Genomic DNA, 24,911 nt, shown 5'->3' with positions numbered 1-24,911 from the left:
CGACGCCACCCCCGACCGAGGGGAGGCCGTCGCTCGGTCGCCGCCTGCGCGGGCGCCAGGACCGCAACCTGTGGTTCTGGGTCTTCGTGGGCCCGTTCGTCATCGGGCTCATCGTCTTCGTCTACGTGCCTATCGCGTGGTCGATCTACCTGTCGTTCTTCGAGTCCTACAACACCGTCACACCGACCAAGTTCGTCGGCGCCGGCAACTACCTCGACATGCTGCGCGACCCGGCGTTCCGCAGCAGCCTCGTCACCTTCCTTGCGTTCGCCGTCTTCATCGTGCCGACGACGTTCGTCATCTCGCTCGGCGCGGCGCTGCTCGTCGCGCGCACCCGGGTCATGCAGTCGTTCTTCCGGTCGGTCTTCTTCCTGCCGACGGCGTGCAGCTACGTCGTGGCGGCGCTCATCTGGAAGATGTCGATCTTCAGCGGCATCCGCTCGGGCCTGGCCAACGGGGTGCTCGGCTGGTTCGGCATCGACTCGATCCCGTGGCTGAGCCTGGCCGAGCCGCCGTGGTACTGGCTCGTCATCGTCACGGCGCGGCTCTGGCTGCAGGTCGGCTTCTACATGATCCTCTTCCTCGCCGGCATCCAGCGGATCAGCCCGACGCTCTACGAGGCGGCCGCGATCGACGGCGCCGAGGGGTGGAAGGTCTTCCGCCACATCACCCTGCCGCAGCTGCGCGCCACGTCGACGGCGGTGCTGCTGCTCCTGCTCATCAACGCGTTCCAGGCGTTCGACGAGTTCTACAACATCCTGTCGACGTTCGGCACCTACCCGCCCTACGCGCGGCCGCCGCTCGTCTACCTGTACTACACGGCGCTCGGCTCGGGCCAGGACTTCGGCCACGGGTCGGCCGGCGCCGTCATCCTCACCCTCATCATCGCGGTCATCGCGGTCGCGCAGGGACGCATCCTCAGACTCGGCGACAGGGGCGACTGATGGCCATCGTGCGCAGCAGGCGCCAGTCCCGCGCCGTCGGGTGGGCCCGCTACAGCGCCCTCGTCGCGGCGGCGCTGCTCTTCCTCATCCCCTTCTACCTGCTGATCCGCAGCGCGTTCATGCGGGAGCAGGACCTCGGCTCGCCCGACTTCCACTGGCTGCCGCCCGTCTGGGAGACCTCGAACCTCACCGGCCTCTTCGACAACCCGGCGATCCCGATGGCGCGCAGCCTGCTCAACTCGGGCCTCATCGCCGTGACCCAGACGGTCGGCGTGCTCATCGTCTCGGGGCTCGCCGGCTACGGTCTGGCCCGCATCCCGTACCGCTGGTCCAACGCCGTCTTCTACGGGATCACCGCGACCCTGCTCATCCCCGCGGCCGTGACGTTCGTGCCGAGCTTCGTCCTCGTCTCGACGCTCGGCTGGATCTCGACGCTGCGGGGCCTCATCATCCCGGGCCTGTTCCAGGCGCTGGCGACGTTCCTCTTCCGGCAGTTCTTCCTCGGCTTCCCCAAGGAGATCGAGGAGGCCGCGTTCATCGACGGCCTCGGCTACTGGGGCACGTTCTGGAAGATCGTCGTCCCCAACTCGATGGGCTTCGTCGCCGCCATCGGCACGATCACGTTCATCGGCTCGTGGAACGCCTTCCTCTGGCCCCTCGTCATCGGCCGCGACCAGGAGTCGTGGACGGTGCAGATCGCCCTGTCGACCTTCCTCACCGCGCAGTCGGTGCAGGTGAGCCAGCTCTTCATGGCCGCGCTCGTCGCGATCGTGCCGCTGCTGCTGATGTTCCTCTTCCTGCAGCGCTGGATCGTCGAGGGCGTCGAGCGCACCGGCATCGCCGGCGACTGAGGGCGTATGCCGTGTGGCCCGGTCAGGGCAGCTTGGCGACGGTCAGCAGGACGGCGCAGTCCTCGAGCGCCTCGAGCGAGTGACGCGCCTGGGGCATCACGAGCAGGTCGCCCGGTGCGCCCTCCCACGAGACGTCCCCGGAGCTGATCCGCACGCGTCCCCGCAGCACCTGGACCGTGGCCTCACCCGGGTTCTCGTGCTCCGTCAGGGACTGCCCGGCCGCCAGTGCGACGACGGTCTGGCGCAGCACGTGCTCGTGGCCGCCGTAGACGGTGTCGGCGCCGCGACCGCTCGAGGTCGTCGTGGCGTGCTCGAGCAGCTCCCGCGCGAGGGCGGTCAGGGATGACTTCTCCATGGACTCACCATGGCACCCCTGGCGGCGGCCCGTCGATGGTCCGAGAGACACGGTGACGGGTGCCGTGCCGTGCGGTGTCGCCCGGCAGGCCGCTCAGCGCTCGCGGCGCAGGTGGTCGGGTGCCGGCATACGGCGCACCTCGACGCTCCAGAAGCGGACGACGACGGGATAGGCGGGGACGAGCGTGACCCGGTGCTCGAAGCCGCCGTCCTCGGTGCGGCGGATCTCGGCGTGCTCCACCTCGGCGGCGGCCGCGACGGCGCGGTCGAGGTCGCGGCGGTTGGTGTGCAGCACGACCGCCCCGACGTAGGTGACGGTCGCGAGCTCGTGGCCCCGGTCGGAGTCCCCGGCGAGGAGCGTCCACGTGAAGGAGTCCCCGGCGATCGACCAGTCCTGCACCTGCGCGGCTCGCAGCTCGAGGGCGGCGAGGTCACGGACGTCGTCGGGCAGCTCGGTCACTCCACCATCGTGCCCCGTCGCGACGGATGAGGCTCAGTCGAGGTCCTGGACGTCGGCCCGTCTCGCGATGGTCGCCGTCGCGCGGCGGCAGGCGAGGACCGGCACTCGCGGCACGATGTCGTCGAGGAAGCCGAATCGTCGTCGGAGCGAGCGGTGGTAGGCGTCGCCGCTCGTGTCGGAGACGAGCGCCGTCCACCAGTCGGCGAGGTCGCCCCAGCCGGGAGCGGCGAGCGAGCCGCCGTACTGCTGGAGCGCGAGCCCGGCGCAGAGGCTCGCGAAGGTCATCCGCTGCTCGAGCGGCCACTCCGCGAGGGTGCCGACGAGCAGGGCTGCGCCGAAGACGTCGCCGGCCCCGGTCGGGTCGACCTCCTGGACCCGCAGCGAGGGGACGCGGGCCTCCTCGCCCGTGCGGGCGTCGATGCCGAGCGCGCCGTCGGCGCCGTTCGTGACGATGGCGACGGGCACCCGGTCGGCGAGGGCGTAGACGGCCTCGACCGGCGACCCGGTCCCGGTGTAGGCCATGGCCTCGACGGCATTCGGCATGAAGACGTCGCAGCGGTCGAGGCGCTCGAGCACGTGCGGCGACCACTGCTCCTTGGGGTCCCAGCCGACGTCGGCGAAGACGATCGCGCCGTTGTCGCGGGCACGGTCCACCCAGGTCGGGCCGGTCGCGCCGAAGGCCTCGTCCTCGCCGAGGTCGACCATGACGGCGCGCGACCGCGGCGGTGTCCCGATGAGCTCGTCGGCAGGCACGGGCGACGGGTGGCCATGGGAGACCATGCTGCGGTCGCGGTCCACCGACATCGAGACCGTCACTGGGCTGTGCCAGTCGGCGAAGCGACGGCTGCGCGTGAGGTCGATGCCCTCCTGCTCCTCGAGCGTGCGCCAGCAGAAGTCGCCGTAGTCGTCGTCGCTGAACGCAGCCGCGAGGCCGGTGCGCAGCCCGAGACGCCTCGTGGCGACGGCGAGGTTGGCGATGCCGCCCGGGCACGACGCGAGGCCCTCGGCCCACACCTCGGTGCCCGGCTTGGGCGCGCTCGGCAGCCCGGCGAAGATCATGTCGAGGAAGACGGTGCCCCAGACGAAGACGTCGAGCGGTGGCTCGTCGGCGCCGCGGAGCGACGCGAGCGGGTCGAACGTGTGGTGAAGGGGCACGTCCCCATGATTCCGCATCGTCGTGCGCGACTCACCGTGATTCCGACGGCGTATGCCGTGTGGCCGCCTCCCGCCGGCCCGTCCCCCTCGTAGAGTGCCCAGTTCCCGACGGGAGTTCGTGGGCAGTCGAGTGTCGAGTGGTCTCGCGGTCACACCTTGGTACGGTCCGAGGGTGGTGCTGAGATGAAGCTGGTCATCCTCGGCGGGGGCGGGTTCCGCGTGCCGCTCGTCCATGGTGCGCTGCTGCGCGACACCGCCGACCGACGTGTCACCGAGGTCGTGCTGCACGACACGGACGTCGCGCGCCTCGACGTCATGCGACTGGTTCTCTCCGCGCAGGCGGACCGGGTCGCCGCCCACGCGGGCCTGCCGGTCGCCCCGCCGACGGTCACGGCGACGACCGACCTCGACGCCGCCCTGGAGGGCGCCGACTTCGTCTTCTCGGCGATGCGGGTCGGCGGCCTCGAGGGTCGCACAGCCGACGAGCGGATCGCGCTCGATCTCGGCCTGCTCGGCCAGGAGACCACCGGACCCGGTGGAGTCGGCTACGGCCTGCGCACCGTCCCCGTCGCGCTCGACGTCGCCGAACGCGTACGCCGTCTGGCACCCGACGCGTGGGTCATCAACTTCACCAACCCGGCCGGCCTCGTGACGCAGGCGATGCAGTCGGTGCTCGGCGACCGGGTCGTCGGCATCTGCGACTCACCGCTGGGCCTCGCCAAGCGCGCCGCCGGTGCGCTCGGGCACGACCTCGACGACCTCGAGATCGACTACGCGGGCCTCAACCACCTCGGCTGGCTCACGGGGCTCCGGCGGGACGGGCGCGACCTGCTGCCCGACCTGCTCGCGGACGAGCGTGCGCTCTCGGCGATCGAGGAGGGCCAGCTCTTCGGCACCGACTGGCTGCAGACCCTGGGGGCGCTGCCCAACGAGTACCTCTACTACTACTACTTCACGCGCGACGCGATCGGGCAGATCACGAGCGCCCAGCAGACGCGCGGGGAGTACCTCCTGGCCCAGCAGGCCGCGTTCTACGACGGGGTCGCCGGCTCGCCCGGCGAGGCCTGGCAACGCTGGGACGCGGTGCGCCGCGAACGCAACGCGACGTACATGCAGGAGACCCGCGAGGCCGACGACGGCGAGGCGCACGAGCGGGCCGAGGCCGACGTCGAGGGTGGCGGCTACGAGGGCGTCGCGCTCGCGCTCATGGCGGCCATCGCCCGCGACGAGCCGGCCCGCCTCATCCTCAACGTCCGGGGCGGCGGCGCGGTCGCCGGGCTCCCGGACGACGCCGTCGTCGAGGTGCCGTGCCGCGTCGACGCCCGCGGACCCGTGCCGGTGGCGGTGAGCCCGCTGCCGGGCCACGCGCTGGGACTCGTGCAGCAGGTCAAGGCCGTCGACGAGCTCGTCATCCGGGCCGCCCTCGAGCAGTCGAGGTCGCTCGCCGTGGAGGCGTTGGCGCTCCACCCGCTCGTCGACTCGGTCACCGTGGCGCGTCAGGTCATGAGCGGCTACGTGCAGCGACTGCCCGCCTTCTACTGCGCGCTGCGCTGAGGCCATGGGCGACGGGCCCCGGGTGCGGGAGAATCGAGTCATGCGCCTCGACCTCAACGCCGACGTCGGCGAGTCCTTCGGGGCGTGGACGCTCGGCGACGACGCGCTCGTGCTCGACGTCGTCACGAGCGCCAACGTCGCCTGCGGCTTCCACGCCGGGGACTCCGTGACGATGCGCGCCACCTGCCGGTATGCCGCCGAGCGGGATGTCGTCGTCGGCGCCCAGGTCGCCTATCGCGACCTCGCAGGCTTCGGACGGCGGTTCATGGACGTCCCCCGGGACGAGCTCGCGGCCGACGTGATCTACCAGCTCGGCGCCCTGATGGCGATGGCGGGCGCCGAGGGCACCCGCGTGGCCTACGTCAAGCCGCACGGTGCGCTCTACAACGCGGTCGTCCACCACGAGGAGCAGGCCCGGGCCGTCGTCGACGCCGTCCTCGCCGTCGACGCGTCGCTGCCGGTGGTCGGGCTGCCAGGCAGCCTCCTGCTCGAGCTCGCGACGGCCGCCGGGCTCCGCGCCGTGACCGAGGCCTTCGCCGACCGCGCCTACACCCCCGAGGGCCGGCTGGTCCCCCGCACCGAGGGCGGGGCCGTGCTGCACGACGCCGACGAGGTCGCGGCCCGGGTCGTGCGGCTCGCCCGGGACGGCGTCGTGACGGCGGTCGACGGGTCCCTGGTCGAGATCCGGGCCGACTCGGTGTGCATCCACGGTGACACGCCCGGGGCGGTGGCCATGGCGCGGGCCGTGCGGACCGCCCTCGAGGCCGCCGGGGTCGAGATCCGTCCGTTCACGGGCTGAGGGCCGACCATGCACGCGCGGCTGCTGCCGATGGGACCCCTGGCCCTGGTCGTCGAGGTCGCCGACACCGGCGCGGCGCTCGCCCTGCGCGCCCATCTGGACCCGCTCGTCGAGCGGTCCGCCGGCGTCTGGTCGGCCGTCGACCAGGTCGTGCTCGGCGCCCGCTCGCTGCTCGTGGTGCTGCGCCGGCCGACGCGGCGCGAGGAGGTCGTCCGGGCCTGCCAGGAGGCTGCCCTGCGCGTCGACGTGGCGGTGCCACCGGAGAGTGCCGACGTCGTCGAGGTCGAGGTGCGCTACGACGGCCCGGACCTCGAGGAGGTGGCGCGGCTCACCGACCTGTCGCCGGACGAGGTGGTGCAGGCGCACACCAGCACGCACTGGCGGGTGGGGTTCGGCGGTTTCGCGCCGGGCTTCGCCTACCTCGTCGGCGGTGACTCCCGCCTGGCGGTGCCACGCCGGTCCGAGCCGCGCACGTCCGTCCCGGCCGGATCCGTAGCTCTCGCAGGCGAGTTCAGCGGCATCTACCCGCACGCCTCACCGGGAGGCTGGCAGCTGCTCGGCAGCACCGACGCCGTGCTGTGGGACGTCGACCGCGACCCGCCGGCGCTTCTCGCTCCCGGACGGTCCGTGCGGTTCGTCGCGCTCGACGCGCAGGCCCTGTCGAGTGGCCCCGCCGTCCCCCGCATCGCGGACCTGCGTGAACCACGTGGGGCAGGGGGCACGACGCGGGCACTCGACGAGGCAGGTGGCCGGGGACTCGAGGTGCTGGCCACCGGCCCGCTCACGCTCGTCGAGGACACCGGCCGTCCTGGACTGGCCGGTATGGGGGTGAGCCGTTCCGGCGCGGCCGACCCGACGGCATACCTTCTCGGTCTGCGTCTCGTGGGGCACCTGCTCGATGACGAGTCATCAACAGCAGCAACAGCGCCCGCGTCGCTCGAGGTCACGCTCGGGGGTCTGTCGGTCCGCGCCCACGGCGACCTGCTCGTCGCGCTGACCGGGGCACCGTGCCCGGCCGACGTCGACGGGCGTGCCGTCCCGAACGCCGCGCCGGTGGCCCTCGCCAACGGACAGGTGCTGACCCTCGGGACACCCCCGGCCGGCCTGCGCACCTGGCTCGCGGTGCGAGGCGGCATCGCCGTCCCGCCGGTGCTGGGGTCGCGCTCGACCGACACGCTCTCCCGGGTCGGCCCCCGGCGCCCCGCTGTGGGTGACGTGCTCGCCGTGGGACCGGCGCCACGGACCTTCCCCGTCGTCGAGGCCGCACCCCAGCCACCTCCGGCCGAGGGTGAGGTCGTGCTCGAGCTGGATCCCGGGCCCCGCGCCGACTGGTGTGACCTCACCGAGCTCGAGAGTGGCACCTGGTCCGTGTCGTCGAGGAGCAACCGCGTGGGAATCCGTCTGGAGGGCAAGCAGATCCACCGCAAGAGTATGTATGCGGACCGCGAGCTGCCGAGCGAGGGCCTGGTCCCGGGAGCGGTGCAGGTGCCACCCGGTGGAGAGCCCGTCGTCTTCCTCGCCGACCACCCGGTGACGGGGGGATACCCCGTCGTCGCGGTGCTCACCACGGCGTCCGTGTCGCGTGCCGCCCAGCTGCGGCCGGGTCAGGCCGTGCGTCTGCGGTGGGCGAGCCGGCCCTGACGGTCAGGCGGTCGAGGTCTGGACCGGGCGGAGGGTCTGGGCCACCGGGAGCTGCGGGACGAGCGGCAGGATCATCGCGACGTCGGCCCCGCCCCAGGCGGACACCCCGAACTGGACCCACCCGCCGCGACGGGTCGCGACGTCGCGGACGAGGGACAGGCCGAGCCCGGTCTGCGAGAGGTCGTCGCGCACCCCGTCGAGGACCTCGCCGGTCGCGGGCGACAGGCCGTGCCCGGCAGCCGTGCGCAGCATGTCGGTGGTGAAGCCGCGTCCCGAGTCCGCGACGCCGAGGGCGATGGCGTCGCGCATCGGACGGGCATAGAGCAGCACGGTGTCGTCGTCGCGCTCGGTGTAGCGCAAGGCGTTCTCGATGAGGGTGTCGAGGCAGGCCCGGAGTCGCTCGACGGAGCACTCGAGGGCGATGCCCGACGCCTCGACCTGCCAGTTCCGCGGTGCCACCGTCGACCACCGTTGGGCCGTCTGCCGGAGCACCGCGTCGATGTCGATGTTCGTGACCTCGAGGTCGGTCCCCACCCGCATGCTGCGCACGAGCCGCTCGCACACGCGGGTGAGCCGCGCCAGCTCCTCGTCGACGACCTGCAGGTCGGCCAGGTCCTCGCCCGGTGGGGTGCGGTCCATGAGCATCTCGAGGTAGCCGCGCGAGATCATGAGCGGCGAGCGCATCTCGTGCGAGGTCCGGAGGGTGAGCAGCTCGCGCATCGTCGAGTCGGCCCGTTCGCGCGCCGCGTTGTCCGTGAGGTCCGACAGCGCCTGCTGCCGGCGTCGCACGTGCCAGATCATGAGCGCCATGAGCAGCAGCATGAGCGGGATCTCCGTCGTCTCCTGCCAGTCGAGGACCCCGTTCGCGACGCGGACGACGAGGATGAGGCCCGTCACGCCGGTGTAGAGGCCGAGGCCGACCCACGTGGCCCGCGGGCTCCACTGCTCGAGGCCGAAGCACAGCGCGAACGCGGCCCACCCGACGTGGTACGGCACGGTCTCGCTGCCGGGGACGAGCAGCATCGCGCCTGCGCAGGCCGTCGCGACGACGCTCCAGACGAGGACCATGCGCCGCCGAGCCATCAGGCGTCCTCGTACAGGCCGTACCCGACGCCGCGCAGCGTCTCGATCGGGATGTCCGCACCGAGCTTGGACCGCAGCCGGCCGACGCAGACCTCGACGACGTTGCTGCCGGGGTCGAAGTCCAGGTGCCAGACGTCGTGGAGCAGCTCCTCCTTGCGGCACACCTCGCCCGCGCGTCGCATGAGGTGCGCGAGCAGGCTGAACTCCCGCTCGGTGAGCGACGCGCTGGCCGAACGGAACGTGGCCCGACGTCGCCCGACGTCGAGGCGTATGCCGCCCGCGTCGAGATAGCGGTCGTCCGTCGGCCTGCGTTCGGTCCCGATGTTGCGACGGACGCGAGCGAGCAGCTCGGTCAGGCTGAACGGCTTGGACACGACGTCGACGGCGCCCCGGTCGAGCGCCGCGACCCGGGTCCCGACGTCGGTGACCCCCGACAGCACGATGACGGGCGTCGGCTGCCTGCGCTTGTTCACCGCGTCGAGCACGGCCAGGCCGCCGAGGCCCGGCATCACGAGGTCGAGGACCACCAGGTCCACCTCCCTGGACTCCAGCCGCTCGATGGCGGCACTCGCCGATGCGGCGGTCACCACCGAGTGCCCCTGCGATGCCAGCGACTTCGCCAACAGCGTCCGAACTCTTTCCTCGTCGTCCACCACCATGACTGTGGCCATGAATGCCCCCCACTCCCCGATATGTCGATCAGTATGCGGGCGTGCTCAGAGGTCAGGAGCGAAAGCTGTGACAAGTGCCCTCGGTAGGGCTTCGCGCGCCGGACCTATCGCCGCAAACCGGACGCCAACATGACAGGAAGATGACGGGATCCTCTCGCTGTGGTGAGCCGTCCGTGAGCGATCGGCCACCGCCTCGATGACAGTTGGCTGAGTCCTGCGGCCATCTCGCCGGGGCCCTGGCAGGGCGCGTGCGACCTTCACGGAACGACGGGCTCGCTCCGAGCCCGGCAAGAGCATCACGTGGGGGTTTGCCGTGGACATGTCGAAGCTGCGCCGGCGTTGCGTCCCGATCGTCGCCACTCTGACCGCGCTAGCCCTCGCCGGAGTGGCCCAGGTGGGCGGGCCGTTGGCAGCGGCGGCGGCTGCGCCGAGACCCGCTGCCGCACCAGCGGCCGCTGCGCCCGCCTCGCCCGCTGCAGCGCCTGCCGCAGCCACGCCGACGGGTGGTCCCTGCCCGTCGACGACGACGGCCGGCAAGGGCTGCATCTCCCTCACGGTGACGAGCGCGCGCACCGTCGGACCGGCGAACGCCCCGAAGAAGGGTGACGCCGTCCCGGCCTACAGCTGGATGATCAACGAGGACAGCAGCGGTGACCCCGGGACCGCCGACGCGCCGCTCCTCGACCGCTGCCTGCCCTCCCGGGCGCCGGGCGGGAGCACCAAGCCGGCGAACCCGGCCGCGGGCGACCCCACCGAGCCGTATGCCGACAGCTGCCCCTGGCCGTCCGTGCGAGCGACGTCGGGACACTCGAAGATCGTGGCCCAGGGCGACGAGACCGATCTCGCCGCCGGTCACGTGCTCGAGGGCCTGCAGCCCGGCAAGTACCTGATCTCCGTGACCGCGGACGGCTACAAGATCGACGGCGCGCACTTCATCGTGACGCCCGGCCTCAAGGGCCTCGTCAGCGTCGGGATGCAGCCGCTGCCCCTGCCGCTCGCGACGATCAAGATCCAGGTCTTCAACGACAACGTCCCTGCCGACGGCACCTACGAGGCCGACGCCGAGCGGGGCCTCGCGGGCTTCACCGGCAACCTCTCCGACGTGCTCGGGCCGGTGACGACCGACTACTACGGCAACGCCCTGTGCACGGTCTACAAGCACGGGACCGGTGGACGGATGCTGTACGGCACCGACGGCAAGCCGGTCGTCGACACGACCCGCTCGACCGGCAAGTGCACGAGCGACGCCTCGGGCGTCATCACCATCCCCAACCTCGGCCCGAACCGCTACGGCGCCACCGTGTCGCCGCCGGCCGGCCAGTCGGGCTGGGTCCAGACGACGACCCTCGAGGGCGGACACGACCACGACATCTGGGTGCAGGAGGGCGACACCGGCCTCGACACCGAGTTCATCAAGGGCGCCGAGCCGGTCCCGGCCACCCAGTTCGGCTTCGTCCGGGTCCGGGCGCTGCCCACCTCCTCCGCGACCGGTGAGATCAAGGGCGTCGCCGTCGCCGGCCTGCCCTACATCGGCGGCCAGAACGGCCAGGTCGTCCCCGAGACCGGCTGGGCCGGCGCGAAGTCCGCCGGACCGATCCCCGCTCCGTGGGTGGCCCTGTCGGACCTCACCGGCGGTGACGCCGCGATCTACGTCGGCCGGGGCGCCGCGAACGGGTCGTTCGACATCAAGAACGTCCCGGACGGCACCTACCAGCTGACCCTCTGGGACGACGCCCAGGACTACATCCTCTGGAGCTTCAACGTCGAGGTCTCCGGCGGTGACCTCGTCGACGTCGGCAACAAGATGCTCGTCGGCTGGTTCACGCATGTGCGCGGCACCGTCTTCGTCGACGACAACGGCAACGGCAGGCGCGACCCGGGTGAGGCGCCGGTCCCCGGCTTCACCCTGACCGTCCGCGAGCGCGACAACTCGCTCATGGACCAGTACACGAACCTCGTCAACACGAGCGACCAGGGCGTCTACGACATCAAGGAGGGCTACCCGCTCAGCAAGTGGCTCGTCCTCGAGGCCTTCAACACCCGCTACCGGACCACGGGCGTGACCTACCAGGCCGACAACGAGGACTCCCCGACGACGATCCTCGGCGGCCTCGTCGACATCGACTTCCTGCCCGTCATCGGCCTCTCCGGCCGGATCGACTGGGGCGTCGAGCCCTACGGCACGAACGAGAACGGCGGCATCGCCGCGACGGTCTCCTACGACACGACCCGCAACGAGCTCGACCCGGCCGACGCAGTGAGCGAGGACTACCAGCCCGGCATCCCGGACGTGAACGTCCACGTCTACGAGCCCGTGCCCTGCACGGCCACGACGGACGCTGAGAAGGCGAACGCCTGCCGTCAGGGCAAGGCCGTCGTGCCCCTGTCCATCCCGAACCCTGCCTACGACGCGACCACCAACCCAGGTGTCCCCCAGACGATCCCGAACCCTGACCCGGAGCGTGGTGCGCTCGTCAAGGGTGCAGAGGTCCAGCCGAAGTACACGACGGAGGAGTGGGCTCCGCCGCGGGGTTGCACGGCCCGCCAGTGGGACGGCACCGAGCTGACCGACCAGCTGGCCCTGCCCGAGTCCGGACCCGAGGCGAACAACCTCTGCGTCGAGGCCCCGATGATGGGCGTGCAGGTGGGCCCGTCCGACAACACCCCCGGTGCGGCCGGGCAGACGGTCAACGGCAACTACGGCTTCGGCGACCTGTCCGCCGGCGACTACATCGTGGCCGTCGACGTGCCCAAGGACCCGGTCGACGGCAAGCCGATGTACCAGGTGACCCGTGAGGAGGACGTCAACGTCTTCGACGGCGACACCTACCTCCCCCAGGAGAACTTCCCGCCGAGCTCCGTCGAGGCAGCGTCCGACGGTCCCGGCACCGGCAACGACCCGCTGCCGCCGACCCAGCCACCGTCGCAGGGAGCCGGCATCATCTCCGGCTGCGCGGGCGCCCTCCACACGGTCCGCGTGTCCGACCCGGCCTTCCTCGCCGGCGGCGGCAGCCCGTTCGAGGGCCAGGACCGGCCACTGTGCGACGCGAAGCTCATCACCGTCCGCAGTGGCCAGACCGTCGCGCCGAACTTCAACCTCTTCACGCCCGTCCCGCTCCCGACGCACTTCTGGGGCCTGACGATCAACGACCTCGGCCTGTCCCTCGACAAGCGGAGCGCCAACTACGGCGAGGCCCAGGGCCTGCCCAACGTCCCCGTCGGCCTCTACGACTGGAGCGGCCGCCTCGTCGACACGACGCACACGGACTTCAACGGCTTCTACGAGGCCCTCGAGCCCTCGACCGGGACGTACAACTGCCCGGTCCCGGCCGGTCCGTGCCCCAACATGTACCGCTTCACCGGCAACGACCCCGGAGGACTGGGTGACCCGAACCCGGACTACAACCCGGCCTACCGGACGATCAGCACCAACTTCCAGGGCTGGCCGGGGCTCTACACCGTGACCGACACGGCGCCGACCCAGGCCGCCGCGACGGTGCTCGCGCCCGGGACCACCGCGTCGAACCCGGCGCGCTGCAACCTCGGCACGACCGACCCGCAGCTGCTCGCGGTGAGCAAGCCGTACGTGCGGTCGACCGAGACCGACCGGGCCGTGACCATCACGGGCAAGGGCTTCGGAGCGACGCGGGGCACCGGCACCGTGTCACTGACCCGGACGTCGGGCTCGACGACACCCGTCCTGCCTGCCGTCACGAGCTGGAGCGACACGAGCATCACGTTCACGATGCCGGCGCTCTCGACGCTGGCCGGGTCGGCAAAGCTGTCGATCACGAACGGCTCCGGACGCTCCACCTACAACGGTCTGACGATCTGGAACCTCGGCACACAGACGAGCACGAGCGGCTCCACGCTGAGCAACCCGCGCGTCGTCGACGTGGGGCCGGGCAGGACGTACGCGACCGTGCAGGCTGCGCTCGAGGCGGCGACGCCGAGCTCCGCCCGCAGGCACTGGCTCGTCGTGGTCTGGCCCGGCGCGGCCACCGCCCTCAACCCGCGCGGGGAGTACAACGAGAACCTGCTGGTCCACCACCGGGTCGCCATCCAGGGCGTCGGCCCCGGCGGCTTCGTCACCAAGGCGGACGGCTCCCAGCAGTGGGTGCCCGGCTCGATCATCGACGGCTCCGGCTTCAGTCCGGACCTGCCCGGTGGCACGGCCTGGATCACCCGGCTCGCCGGCCTCACCTACAGCGGCGAGCTCGACGTGCCCGACGCGGCGACGATCACCGTGCTCGACGATCCGGCCCGCGCCAACGTCAGCGACACGGCATACCCCGTCGCCATCGACGGACTGCAGGTCACCGGAGGCGCGCAGTCCGACTTCCCGGGCAACGTCAACGTCCTGACAGGCGGCGTCACGACGCCCTACGGCGCCACCGGCGCGCTCGTCACCCAGGGCGGCGGCATCTACCTGCACAACAACAACCGCAGCGTCCGCATCACCGACAACGTCATCGTCGGCAACAGCGGCAGCTACGGCGGCGGCATCCGCGTCGGCACGCCCTACACGGGTGACAACCGCAACTACGATGCCCTCATCGCCGACAACCAGGTGCTCAACAACGGCGGCACCAACCTCGCCGGCGGCATCGGGCTCTTCACCGGCAGTGACGGCTACAAGGTGACGCACAACGCCATCTGCGGCAACTTCTCCGCGGAGTACGGCGGCGCCCTGACGGCCTTCGGCTACATGGCGAACTCCGGTGGCAGCAACGGCGGCACCGTCAACGGCAACACCGTCTGGTTCAACAGCTCCTACGACGAGGGCGGCGCGGTCATGCTCGCCGGTGAGCTGCCGGCCGACCCGACCGGCCTCAGCCCCGGCACCGGTCCGGCGACGATCGACGCCAACGTCATCGACGCCAACCTCGCGAGCGACGACGGCGGCGGCATCCGGCTGCTCCAGGTGAGCGGCACGCACGTCACGAAGAACGACACGCAGCCGATCGCCATCACCAACAACACGATCACCAACAACGTGTCGGCCCACGAGGGCGGCGGCATCGCCCTCGACGACGCACCGTTCGTCACCATCGCGGACAACACCGTCGCAGGCAACATGACGACGGCCACGGCGGTCACCTCGGACGGTCTCCCGGCCCCGGCGGGCCTGTCGACCGGGCCCAACAGCGACCCGCTCATGGCCCGTCTGAACAGCAGCAGGACCTTCTCGTCCTTCTCCCTGGTGAAGGTCGACGGCCAGCAGACGTTCAGCCGGCCGGTGCTGCTCGACAACGTCTTCAACGACAACAGGGCCGGCACCTACATCGGTGGCTACGTCTACGGCATCGGGGGCACCCTGCCCGACGGCACCGACAACTCGGTCGACCCGTGGGACATGGGCGTCGTGGGGGACCCCGGCCTGCTCCACCCCGTGGGCGGCGTCATCCAGACGACGACGGGCACCGACGGCGGCGCCAACGTGACCGTCTCGGACACCCCCGGCTTCAAGGACCCGACGCCCGAGCTGACGGTCACGGTCCTGGCGGCCCGCACCTACCCGGCCTTCCGGGAGGCGGCCATCGTCACGGCGCTGCTACCCCCGCGGCTGCGGGCGGACTACCACCTCTCCGGGACGTCCGCGACGGCCTACGGCAAGGGTCGTGGGACCACGACCGTCACCTACGGCAGCCAGCTCGTCCTCGGCCGGACCGTCCTGTGGACCGTCACCGTCACCGCACCCCCGCGGGACATCGACAACCAGCCGAGGCCCACGGTCGCGGGCACGAGCCGGCGGTTCGACTCCGGTTCCGACCAGTTCGTGCCGTGACCCGCCGACCGGCCCCCGGGGCAGACCAGTCTCTCCCACTGGCCCCCCGGCCCCGGGGGTCCTCGGCGGCACTCCCACACACCACCGCCCGGCGCGAGCGTCGGACCGACCTCAGGAGCACCTCATGACAGACGAAACGCGCTCAGACGCCAGCGGGTTCTCCGAGCCCTCGGGGCCCTCGGGGTTCGGCCGGCGGGCCATGATGCTGGGCGGCGCGGGTGCCGTCGGCAGCGTCCTGCTCGGCACGCGCCTCGGCTTCGGGCAGCAGCCGTCCCGACCCACCGTCGTCCGGGCCGCCGCCTCGGGCACGGCGAAGTCGGTGCACCTCGCAGGCACGGACGGCTGGGTCAGCATGCCGGCCGGCTCGCCCGACGACCTGCCCTTCTTCCCCGACTCGCTCGCGCCCTCGCCCTTCGACACCTACGTCTTCGGCTTCCGTGACGTGACGGGGATGACGGCGCAGCAGGTGGCGGCCACGCGCGGCAAGGCGCAGATCTCGGCCCCGATGCTCGCCTTCGACGAGGGCGACGACGTGACGATCACGCTGTCCAACCTCGGCCTCGTCATGCGCCCGGACCTCTTCGACGGGCACACGCTGCACTGGCACGGCTTCGTCAACGCGATCCCGCTCTTCGACGGGGTGCCGGAGCTGTCGCTCGCCGTGCCGATCGGGCGCGACCTCTCCTACTTCTACCGCCCCCACGACGCGGGGACGTACATGTACCACTGCCACTTCGAGGACGTCGAGCACGTGCAGATGGGCATGACCGGCATGGTGTTCGTGCGGCCGAAGCAGAACGGCACGCGCGTCGGGACCGCCCCGGCTGGGGCGCGTCTGGCCTACGCCTACAACGACGGCGACGGCAGCACGCGCTACGACCGCGAGTTCGCCTTCATGATCACCGAGCTGTGGTCGGCGGCCCACTACCGCGACGCGCACATCCAGGTCAGCGACTGGACCGACTACGCGCCGAGCTTCTGGCTGCTCAACGGCCGCGGCTACCCCGACACGATCGCGCCGGCCGGCAACCCGAGCGTCGCGACGGCGGGACGCCTCCAGTACCAGCCGATCAGCTCGCTCATCACGTGCAACGTGAACGAGACGGTGCTGCTCCGGCTCTCCAACCTCGGCTACCAGAACCACGCGCTGACGCTCGACAACGTCGACATGCAGGTCATCGCCAAGGACGCCAGCCTGCTCCGCGGCCGCGACGGCTACACGAACTACCTCGAGACCAACACGGTCGACGTGGGCCCCGGTGAGAGCCGGGACGTGCTCGTCACGCCCCACCAGCCCGGCGAGTACCTGCTCTACGACCGCAACTACGCCTACCTGGGCAACGGCGGCGGACCGGGGTGGGGCGGCATGATGACCGTCCTCCGCGTCGGCCCGGCCGGCACGTACGGCCCCCAGACCCAGCCGAACACCTGAGAGCCGACGGAGGACGACCATGCGACTTCACCGATCACGACGTCAGACGGGCGACCCGGCCCGTGCCGCGCGCACCCGTCGGCGCACCGGCATCCTCGCCGCCGTCGGCGCGCTCGTGGCCGCGGTGGCCATCGGCTCGACCGCCGGCGCCCAGGCGGCCACGTCCGAGGGCCTGCTCTGCCAGCAGGACGCGCACCAGACGTTCTCGCTCACGGCGCGCACCGGCTACGTCTCGACGCCGGACGGCAACTCGATCTACATGTGGGGATACGGGATGAGCTCGGGCCGGTTCCAGCTGCCTGGCCCGGTCCTCTGCGTCACCTCGGGCCAGCCCGTCACCGTCATCCTGCACAACGAGCTGCCCGAGGCGACCTCGATCCTCTTCCCCGGCCAGCGCGGGGTGAAGGCCAACGGCAACCCGGCCCAGCCACAGTTCGATGGCCCCGGTGTCACCGGCTCCATGACCTCGATGGTCCAGCCGGCGGCGGCCGACGGCGGTTCGGTGACCTACACCTTCACGGCGGGATCGCCCGGGACGTATCTCTACTCGAGCGGCACCGACGTCACGAAGCAGCAGCAGATGGGCCTCTACGGTGCACTCGTCGTGCGGCCTGCCGGGGCGGCCGGCCAGGTCAACGACCGCGCCGACTCCGCCTTCAGCCCGCAGCACGAGTACGTCTTCCTCCTCTCGGAGATCGACCCCGAGGTGCATCTCGCGGTCGAGCGCAGCCAGCCGGTCGACTGGTCCGCCTACAACGCCCGCTACTACCTCATCAACGGCCGCAGCATGCCGGACACGCTCGCGCCCAACAACGCGTCCTGGCTGCCGAGCCAGCCCTACGGCGCCCTCGTGCACATCAAGCCGTGGGACGCGGCGACGAACCCGCTGCCCGCCGTCATCCGCTACCTCAACGCTGGACGCGTCAGCTACCCGTTCCACCCGCACGGCAGTGACGAGCGCGTCGTCAACAAGGACGGCCACGCGCTGCAGGGTACGAGCTCCACTGCGCCGCAGGACCTCTCGTATCTCAAGTACGACATCGACGTCATGCCGGGCCAGACCGTCGACGCGTTGATGGACTGGCGCGACGTCGAGCACTGGAACGCGACGACGAACCCGATCCCGACGCAGCTGCCCGCCATCACCGACCAGCTCCTCGTCGGCGCCGACACGTGGTTCAGCGAGAGCCCCTACCTCGGCACGCAGGGCACCTACCCGGCCAACATCACCGTCAACAACGAGTGCGGCGAGTACTACCACGTGGCCCACAGCCACGCGCTCCAGCAGGCGACCAACTACGGCGCAGCCTTCGGCGGCATGATGACGGTCTTCCGCATCGACCCGCCCGCCGGCTGCCCGACGAGCTGAGGACGATCCGATGACCTCTCGACACAGCCTCCGGCACCGTCTCGGCGTCTCCGCCGTCGCCGCCGCGCTCGCGACCGTCCCCTTCGCGGGCACTGCACTCGCCGCCACGACTGCGTATGCCGCGTCGCCGGCCTCCGGGTCCGCGTCGGCCGCCGCTGCGGCACCGTCCACGGCCTCGGCCGCCGTCCCCGCCGCGCCCGCGGCGGCGGTCGGCAAGCTGACGCCGAACACGCCCGGCTGCACCGTGACGCCGGCCACGGCTCTCGATCCCGAGATCGTCTCGTGCGACCTCTGGGCCAAGACGGGCACGAACCAGGTTCTGGGACAACCGGTCCCGATCTGGGGCTACTCGACGACCGAATCCGGGGCGGCCACCGCCCCGGGGCCGGTCATCATCGCCCGGCAGGGTGACCGGGTCGTGCTGACCCTGCACAACGGCCTCACCGAGCCGACGTCGCTCGCGCTGCCCGGCCAGCCGTCGACGTCGATCAGCGAGGGCCTGCCCACCGCGGCGGCGACGCCCGGGGTCGCACCGGGCGCCACGGCACGCTACGTCTTCACCGCGGGTCGGGCCGGCACGTTCCTCTACGAGGCCGGACACACCTCGGGCGGTGCGCGGCAGGTGGCCATGGGGCTCGCGGGTGCGCTCGTCGTCCTCGGCGACGGCACGGCATACGGCCAGGCCTACGACGACGAGTCGGTGCTCGTGCTCAGCGAGATCGACCCGGCCTTCAACGCGCACCCGACGACGTTCGACATGCGCGAGTTCCACCCGGCCTACCGCCTCATCAACGGCAAGCCCTTCCCGTCGAGCGACCCCGTGCCGACCGACCAGGGCCACCGGGTGCTGCTGCGCTACGTCAACGTCGGCTCGGAGCTGCACTCCATGAGCACGCTCGGCACCGACCAGACCGTCCTGTCGCACGACGGGCACGGGCTGACCTTCCCCGAGCCGTCGGTCGTCGCCGCGGTCGACCCGGGCGTCACCGTCGACGCGCTCGTCACCGTGCCGACCGGCCCCGAGTCGAAGATCGCGGTCTTCGAGTCGTCGGCCCGCCTCGACAACGCCGGCCAGAGCACGGCCGACCCGCTGTCAGTGGCCTTCGGCGGCATGCTGACCTTCCTCGACACCAACGCGCCGCCGCCCAGCCTCGACCGGGTGGGACCGGTGTCGACCGGCATCACGGCCACCCCGAACCCGTCGGCCGGGACGAGCCCGGTGACGGTGACGGCGACGGTGAGTGACGCGACGACGGGCAACCACGCCGTCAGCGGCGCCGAGCTCGTCGTCGACGACGCCGTCTCGGTGGGGCCGGGCTTCGGGCTGGCCATGGGGGGGACGTTCGGGACCACGAGCACGACCGTGACCGGGACCATCCCGTCCGTCGCCACCGCCGCGGACTGTGCCCTGCCGGCGCCGCCCCTCGACCTGCACTGCCTCACGTCGGAGAAGCACACGATCTTCGTGCGCGGCCTCGACTCCGAGGGCAACTGGGGCGTCGTGGGGTCGGTCATCCTCAACCTGGCCAAGACCGGACCCCAGACGGTCGCGCTCAGCGTGAGCCCGTCCCCGGCGAGCGGCAAGGGCGCCGTCACGGTCAACGCGACGGGTGACGACACGGCCGCGGGCGGCACCATCACCGACGCCGAGTTCTTCGTCGGCGCGGCGGCCGGCGCCGACGGCTCCGGCACGGCCATGACCCTCAACCGGGTCGCCACGAAGGTCGCCGAGACCGGGACGATCCCGGCCGCGACGGTTCTCGCCCTCGGCGAGGGCACCGCCCAGGTCTGGGTGCACAGCCGCAACTCCCAGCGCATCTGGGGACCGGCCGTGCCCGTCGACCTGACCGTCGACCTCACCGCGCCGGCCGTCAACGCCGCGACCGTCGGGCCCAACCCGAGCAACGGTCTGGTCGGCTCGAAGTCCTACCCCGGCTACCTCGTGGTTTCTGCAGAGCTGCAGGACCGCGACGCCGGCAACGGGCTGCAGAGCACCGTCCTCGCAGGTGAGGCCTTCATCGACCCGACGAGCACGACCCCGGCCTTCGGCAAGGGTCTCAGCCTCATCGCCGTCGACGGATCGTTCGACTCGCCGACGGAGCAGGTCTACGGCCTCATCCCGCTGACCCAGGTCAAGGCCATGACGGCGGGCGAGCACAAGGTCTACGTGCACGGCAAGGACGCCGCGGGCAACTGGGGCAGCCTCACCGCGAGCAACGCCCTCGTGCGGCTCTTCATCGACAAGACGGCGCCGGTCCTCGGGACGATGACCGGGAGCCCGAACCCGACGAACGGTGCGGCGACGCTGACCCTCACGGCCGGTGTCACCGAGACGCCGCTCGCGGCCTACGTCGGTCCGCGGTTCCAGGGCGCCGAGTTCTGGACCGGCACGACCGACCCGGGCGCCGGCAACGCCACGCGTGTCCAGGTGACCGACACCGGCACCGGCGTCACGGCGGCGATCCCGCTGACGGGCATCCAGAACGGCACGGCCCAGTTCAACCTCCGCGTCCAGGACGCGGCCGGCAACTGGAGCAACGCCGCCTCGGTCTCCGTCAAGGTCGTCCGCGCCAACGCCATCTTCAGCGACTCGTTCGACACCGCGCTGTCGGCCTGGTCGACGAAGGTCGGTGGGGTGGCCGGCACGACAGCGGCGGGCATCCCGTTCGGCGGCACGAACGTCGGGCTCGCGGCGACCGTGGGGACGCGCAACGCCCCCGCCTACGTCGCCGACGACAACCCGGCCAACGAGCCGACCTACCGCGCCCAGTTCTCGTTCCACCCCAACACCCTGTCCACCGGCGCCAGCGCGACGGCCTGGGCGACGGTCTTCGAGGGACGGACGAGCACGGGCCAGGCCTTCGCGGTGCAGTTCCACCGCGTGGGCACCGGGGCCACCGCCGGCCAGCTGCGGATCGTCATGAACCGCAACACGATCGGCAACACGACCGGTCCCGCGGTGAACCTCGCCGCAGGCGCGCACACGGTCCGGGTCGACTGGGTCCAGGGCACGGGTGGCTCCTTGGCCCTCCGCGTCGACGGCACCCTGCGCGACACCCGTACCGGCAACAACACGGGCACCGCGATGCAGGTCCAGTCGGCACGACTGGGCGTCACCGCCGGACCCACCACGACGTCGACCATGGCGGGCACGGCCTGGTTCGACTCCTTCGTCTCGACCCGGAACAGCATCCCCTGATCCGGTCCCACCTCGTGCCGGGGTCACCTGCCCGTGACCCCGGCCGGCAGCATCGGAGGGCAGTCCGAATGACCACCACCACGGCCCCCTCGGGGCCACCGCCAGCAGGCACCGACCACCCGTCGGCCCGAGCCGGGCGGGACGGTCGCGCCCGCACGGCGCTCGCCGTCCTCGCCGTGCTCCTCGTCGCCGTCCTCGGCCTGCTCGGGGCACGGGCCCTGCGGGCCGGGGACGACGACCCGGGCCGTGCCGTCCCGCAGTCCGCCGAGATGGAGACCGCCCTCGGCGTGCGGATCTCACGGGTCGCGGTCGTCGGCGACGGCGGGCTCGTGACGATGAGCTACGTCGTGCTCGACGTCGACAAGGCCTCGCGGTTCCAGGCCGACACGAAGCACCCGCCGGTGCTGCGCAGCGAGGCGCGGGACGAGTCCACCAACCGCGTCTCGGTCATGCGGCAGGGTCACATCAACCGGGCGGGCGCGACGTACTACTTCGTCTACCAGAACACCCGCGGCGCGCTCCGCGCCGGCGAGGACGTGACGATCGAGTACGGCGGGCTCCGCCTCGAGCACGTGCCGGTGCTGTGATGGGCATCCGGCGGGTGCTCGTGACCCTCGCCGTGGCCCTCGGCACGGCGCTGCTCGTCGGGCTCGGGGCATCGCCGGCCTCGGCCCACGCCTACCTCGCCTCGAGCAGCCCGGGCGACGGGGTCACGCTGGCCGCGGCGCCGCGCACGGTGGAGCTGCGCTTCACCGAGCACGTCGTCCTCGAGGCCACCGAGATCACCGTCGTGACCGGCGACGGGCGACGGCTGGCCCCGACCGGCCTGACCCTGGCGGAGAGCGACGAGGACCAGGAGGCGCCCGCGACCGTCGTCGCCACGATGCCGGCCCTGGGTGTCGGCGCCTACCACGTGGCCTGGCGGACCCTCTCGAGCGACGACCTCCACGAGTCCGCGGGGACCTTCGCCTTCGGCATCCAGAGCGAGGTGCAGGCGTCGGGCCCGAGCGAGACGAACCCCGACCTGTTCGAGCTCGCCTCCCGGTGGGCCGTGCTCGCCGGTCTCGGCGCCGGCCTGGGTGCCCTCGTCGTGGGACGCCTGCTCGGCAGGCTTCCGGCTGCGACGGGGCGTATGCCGCGGGCCAGGTTGCACCGTCTGGCTGGCCGGATCCTCGTGGTGGCCGCGGGTGCCGCGCTCGTCGTCGCCCTCGTCGACCTGGTCCGCTTCGGGACCGGGGCCTTCACGACGGGCTACGTCGTGCGCTGGGGGGTGCGCGAGGTCGCCCTGCTGGGTGCCGCGTTCGCGCTGGGGCGCGGGTCGTGGCGGAGCGCCGGCGCAGCGCTGGTCGGGGCCGGCCTGCTCACGGTGAGCATCGGCCACTTCGGGCTGCGCGGGGGGCCCACCTGGGAGGTGACCTCCACGGTGCACCTGCTCGCGGCCCTGCTCTGGGCGGGGTCGGTCGGGGCCCTCGCGCTGCTCGGGCTGCGGTCAGCCCACCTGGGACTGTCGCACCCCGACGTCCGCAGCGTCCTCAGGGGATTCCGCCTACCGGCGACGGTCTCGGTCGTCGTCGTCGCGGTCACCGGCACCTACCTCGCGAGCGACGTCGTGGTCTCGGTCGACGCCGTCCTGCTGACGACCTACGGCCGCGTGCTGCTCGCCAAGGTCGCGCTCGCGGGCCTTGTCGGCGCCGTCGCCCTGCTGACGACCCGCCGCCTGCACGCTCGGGGGGTGCGGGGGGCGGGGGCCGGCCGACCCCTCGTCGGGGTGGAGGCCCTCGGCCTGCTCGCCGTCGTCGCCCTGGCGGGTGTCCTGGCGACGGGGCAGCCGGCCGTCTCGCCTCGGCTGGTCACCGAGCAGGCGCCGAGCGTCATCGACGACCGGCCGGTCGCCGACCTCCAGCAGACGGTCGCGCTCCGACCGAACCGCCCGGGGGCGAGCGTGGCCCTCGTCGACGTCCTCGACACGCGCCGGCCGTCCCCCGGTCCGGTCACGGGAGTGTCCGTCACGGTCCGCGACGTCGCGTCGGAGGGCGCGGGCGGGGGGACGTCGCGTGCCACCTCGGAGGCGGCCACCCCGGTCACGCCGTCCCGGTGGTCGGCGAACCTCGTCCTCCCGGCGGCCGGAGCCGTGGACCTCGACGTCGTCGTGCACCGACGGGGCGTCGACGACGTCCGCAGCACCGTGCACTGGGTCGTCGGCCCGAGCGGCTCCGACCCCGCGACCGTCGTCTCCCGCGCCCCGGTGTCCGACCTGCTCGCGTGGGTCTCCGTCGCCCTCGCGGTCGCTGCGCTGCTGGCTGCCGTCGTGCTCCTCCGGAGGCGCCGCCCGTTCGCGGCACCGTCCCGAGGGCGTGTGCGTGGTGCGGGGGAGGTGGACGGTCCTGCACCTCGTGACCCGGCGCCCGAGAGCGGCCGGTCCGGTTCCGAGCCCCCGAGCGGGAGACAGCCGGACGTCGCGCGAGGGAGCGTCACCCGCGCCGGCGCCGAGCGGTGATGTCGTGAGCTCCCCCGCGGGCGCCGGGGCCGCTGTCGTGGCAGCATGGTTCGCTCCCTGTGGGAGTTGGCGTTCGTCGCCGTGAGGGCACGATCCGGGGTGTACTGGAGAGCAGACCGGCCGCGGGCCGGCCACGGAAGGGATGCGACATGCGACGCCGGACCGAGCGACGGCTGACCACGGCCCGCGCCGCGGTGGCCTCGCTCGCCATGAGCGGGCTCCTGCTCGGCTCGGCGACCGGAGCCGTCGCCGCCGACCAGCCGCCCCCGACACCGACGCCGGCACCGCTGCTCTCACCACTGGTCCCCGGAGGCAGCGCGGCCCCCACCACCGGCACGGGAGCCGGGCCAGCGGGCTCGCAGCTCATCGGGCCCGGGTTCGGTTCCGTGGCAGGCGATCTCGTGCTCCCCGTCTTCGACGAGATCCGTGTCGCCGCCACCCTGTCGGTCGAGAACGCGGCCCCGGTTCCCGCGGCGGCCCTCGAGCCGGGCGGCGGGACGAGCAGCAACCCGACGCCGTGGCAGCCCAAGGCGGTCATCAAGATCCCGGTCGCCGCGCCGGTGCCGCGCAAGACCACCACCCGCAAGAGCGCGCTGACCAAGGACGAGATCATCTGGGCGGCCTACGCGTCCGCGGCCCAGCGCCAGAGCAGCTGCCACATCCCCGTCATGCTGCTGGCCGCGATCGGCGAGGTGGAGTCGTCGTCGCTGCGTGGCCGCAGCCTCGACGCGTCGCACGACGCCGTGCCCCCGGTGCGTGGGCCCGCGCTCTCGGGCGGCTCGTTCTCCGCGATCCGGGACACCGACGGTGGCCGTTGGGACGGGGACCCGGTCTGGGACCGCGCCGTCGGGCCGATGCAGTTCATCCCCGGCACGTGGCGGCTCTGGGGCGCCGACGGCAACGGGGACGGTGTGGCCGACCCGCAGAACATCGAGGACGCGGCGCTCGCGGCCGCCGACTACCTGTGTGCCGGGGGCCGGGACCTGTCGCGTCCGGCGGACCTGCAGGCCGCCGTCCTCTCCTACAACCACTCGCAGCGCTACCTCGCGACAGTGCTCGGCATCGTCCAGGCCGTCGACTCGGGACAGCTCGCCGGCCCCTGACCGGACCCGGC

General features: G+C 72.2%; 17 protein-coding genes. 12 read left to right on the top strand and 5 right to left on the bottom strand.

What is annotated here, in order from left to right:
* Positions 1-86: 86 nt before the first annotated feature.
* The gene (locus ABD831_RS20895) at positions 87-944 is read left to right on the top strand and encodes a carbohydrate ABC transporter permease (RefSeq protein ID WP_344951549.1); all 858 of its coding nucleotides are present in this window, start codon (positions 87-89) and stop codon (positions 942-944) included.
* Positions 944-1,795 (top strand): carbohydrate ABC transporter permease, encoded by an 852-nt coding sequence (locus ABD831_RS20890; RefSeq protein ID WP_344951546.1) that lies wholly within the window; start codon positions 944-946, stop codon positions 1,793-1,795. Before ABD831_RS20895 ends, ABD831_RS20890 begins: the two co-directional genes overlap by 1 nt.
* A 22-nt stretch (positions 1,796-1,817) precedes the next feature.
* On the opposite strand, the gene ABD831_RS20885 is transcribed toward ABD831_RS20890, so the two are convergent.
* The 3 genes from ABD831_RS20885 to ABD831_RS20875 all read right to left on the bottom strand — a co-directional run bounded on the left by ABD831_RS20885 (position 1,818) and on the right by ABD831_RS20875 (position 3,782).
* A complete protein-coding gene (locus tag ABD831_RS20885) occupies positions 1,818-2,150 on the bottom strand; it encodes a cupin domain-containing protein (protein ID WP_344951541.1) in 333 nt (110 codons plus the stop codon).
* Positions 2,151-2,243: 93 nt separating this feature from the next.
* A complete protein-coding gene (locus ABD831_RS20880) occupies positions 2,244-2,609 on the bottom strand; it encodes a hypothetical protein (RefSeq protein ID WP_344951538.1) in 366 nt (121 codons plus the stop codon).
* Positions 2,610-2,642: 33 nt separating this feature from the next.
* On the bottom strand, positions 2,643-3,782 hold the full coding sequence (locus ABD831_RS20875) for a carbohydrate kinase family protein (protein ID WP_344951534.1): 1,140 nt from the start codon (positions 3,780-3,782) through the stop codon (positions 2,643-2,645).
* Between the two features lie 165 nt (positions 3,783-3,947).
* On the opposite strand from ABD831_RS20875, the gene ABD831_RS20870 reads away from it, so the two are divergent.
* The 3 genes from ABD831_RS20870 to ABD831_RS20860 are packed head-to-tail and all read left to right on the top strand — an operon-like array spanning position 3,948 to position 7,758.
* Entirely contained in the window at positions 3,948-5,318 is a 1,371-nt protein-coding gene (locus ABD831_RS20870; RefSeq protein WP_344951529.1) for a 6-phospho-beta-glucosidase, read from the top strand.
* A gap of 40 nt (positions 5,319-5,358) precedes the next feature.
* Positions 5,359-6,117: a LamB/YcsF family protein gene (locus ABD831_RS20865; RefSeq protein ID WP_344951523.1), complete on the top strand. Its 759-nt coding sequence runs from the start codon at positions 5,359-5,361 to the stop codon at positions 6,115-6,117.
* A 9-nt stretch (positions 6,118-6,126) separates the two neighbouring features.
* The gene (locus ABD831_RS20860) at positions 6,127-7,758 is read left to right on the top strand and encodes a 5-oxoprolinase subunit B/C family protein (protein ID WP_344951518.1); all 1,632 of its coding nucleotides are present in this window, start codon (positions 6,127-6,129) and stop codon (positions 7,756-7,758) included.
* Positions 7,759-7,761: 3 nt separating this feature from the next.
* Here ABD831_RS20860 and ABD831_RS20855 read toward each other — a convergent pair whose 3' ends face one another.
* Together ABD831_RS20855 and ABD831_RS20850 are read right to left on the bottom strand one after the other, a co-directional pair.
* Positions 7,762-8,841 (bottom strand): sensor histidine kinase, encoded by a 1,080-nt coding sequence (locus ABD831_RS20855; protein ID WP_344951514.1) that lies wholly within the window; start codon positions 8,839-8,841, stop codon positions 7,762-7,764.
* Positions 8,841-9,512, bottom strand: a complete 672-nt coding sequence (locus tag ABD831_RS20850) for a response regulator transcription factor (protein WP_344951510.1) — start codon at positions 9,510-9,512, stop codon at positions 8,841-8,843. The genes ABD831_RS20855 and ABD831_RS20850 overlap by 1 nt, the downstream gene beginning before the upstream one ends.
* Before the next feature lie 319 nt (positions 9,513-9,831).
* Here ABD831_RS20850 and ABD831_RS20845 point away from each other — a divergent pair, with 319 nt between their 5' ends.
* The 7 genes from ABD831_RS20845 (at position 9,832) to ABD831_RS20815 (ending at position 24,900) form a co-directional block, all read left to right on the top strand.
* Positions 9,832-15,300, top strand: coding sequence for an IPT/TIG domain-containing protein (locus ABD831_RS20845; protein WP_344951618.1), 5,469 nt, complete (start codon positions 9,832-9,834; stop codon positions 15,298-15,300).
* A gap of 124 nt (positions 15,301-15,424) precedes the next feature.
* Entirely contained in the window at positions 15,425-16,732 is a 1,308-nt protein-coding gene (locus tag ABD831_RS20840) for a multicopper oxidase domain-containing protein (RefSeq protein ID WP_344951505.1), read from the top strand.
* A 19-nt stretch (positions 16,733-16,751) separates the two neighbouring features.
* The gene (locus ABD831_RS20835; protein ID WP_344951500.1) at positions 16,752-18,101 is read left to right on the top strand and encodes a multicopper oxidase domain-containing protein; all 1,350 of its coding nucleotides are present in this window, start codon (positions 16,752-16,754) and stop codon (positions 18,099-18,101) included.
* A 10-nt stretch (positions 18,102-18,111) separates the two neighbouring features.
* Positions 18,112-21,300, top strand: a complete 3,189-nt coding sequence (locus ABD831_RS20830) for a multicopper oxidase domain-containing protein (protein ID WP_344951497.1) — start codon at positions 18,112-18,114, stop codon at positions 21,298-21,300.
* 68 nt (positions 21,301-21,368) lie between these two features.
* On the top strand, positions 21,369-21,887 hold the full coding sequence (locus ABD831_RS20825) for a hypothetical protein (RefSeq protein WP_344951494.1): 519 nt from the start codon (positions 21,369-21,371) through the stop codon (positions 21,885-21,887).
* Entirely contained in the window at positions 21,887-23,797 is a 1,911-nt protein-coding gene (locus tag ABD831_RS20820) for a copper resistance CopC/CopD family protein (protein ID WP_344951491.1), read from the top strand. The genes ABD831_RS20825 and ABD831_RS20820 overlap by 1 nt, the downstream gene beginning before the upstream one ends.
* Positions 23,798-23,946: 149 nt before the next feature.
* On the top strand, positions 23,947-24,900 hold the full coding sequence (locus tag ABD831_RS20815; RefSeq protein ID WP_344951488.1) for a lytic murein transglycosylase: 954 nt from the start codon (positions 23,947-23,949) through the stop codon (positions 24,898-24,900).
* Positions 24,901-24,911 lie beyond the last annotated feature (11 nt).

Origin of the sequence: Terrabacter ginsenosidimutans (assembly GCF_039539425.1) — a bacterium.
Taxonomy (GTDB): domain Bacteria; phylum Actinomycetota; class Actinomycetes; order Actinomycetales; family Dermatophilaceae; genus Terrabacter; species Terrabacter ginsenosidimutans.
The sequence above is the reverse complement of the archived record's forward strand: the minus strand, read 5'-3'. Positions and strand labels throughout refer to the sequence as shown.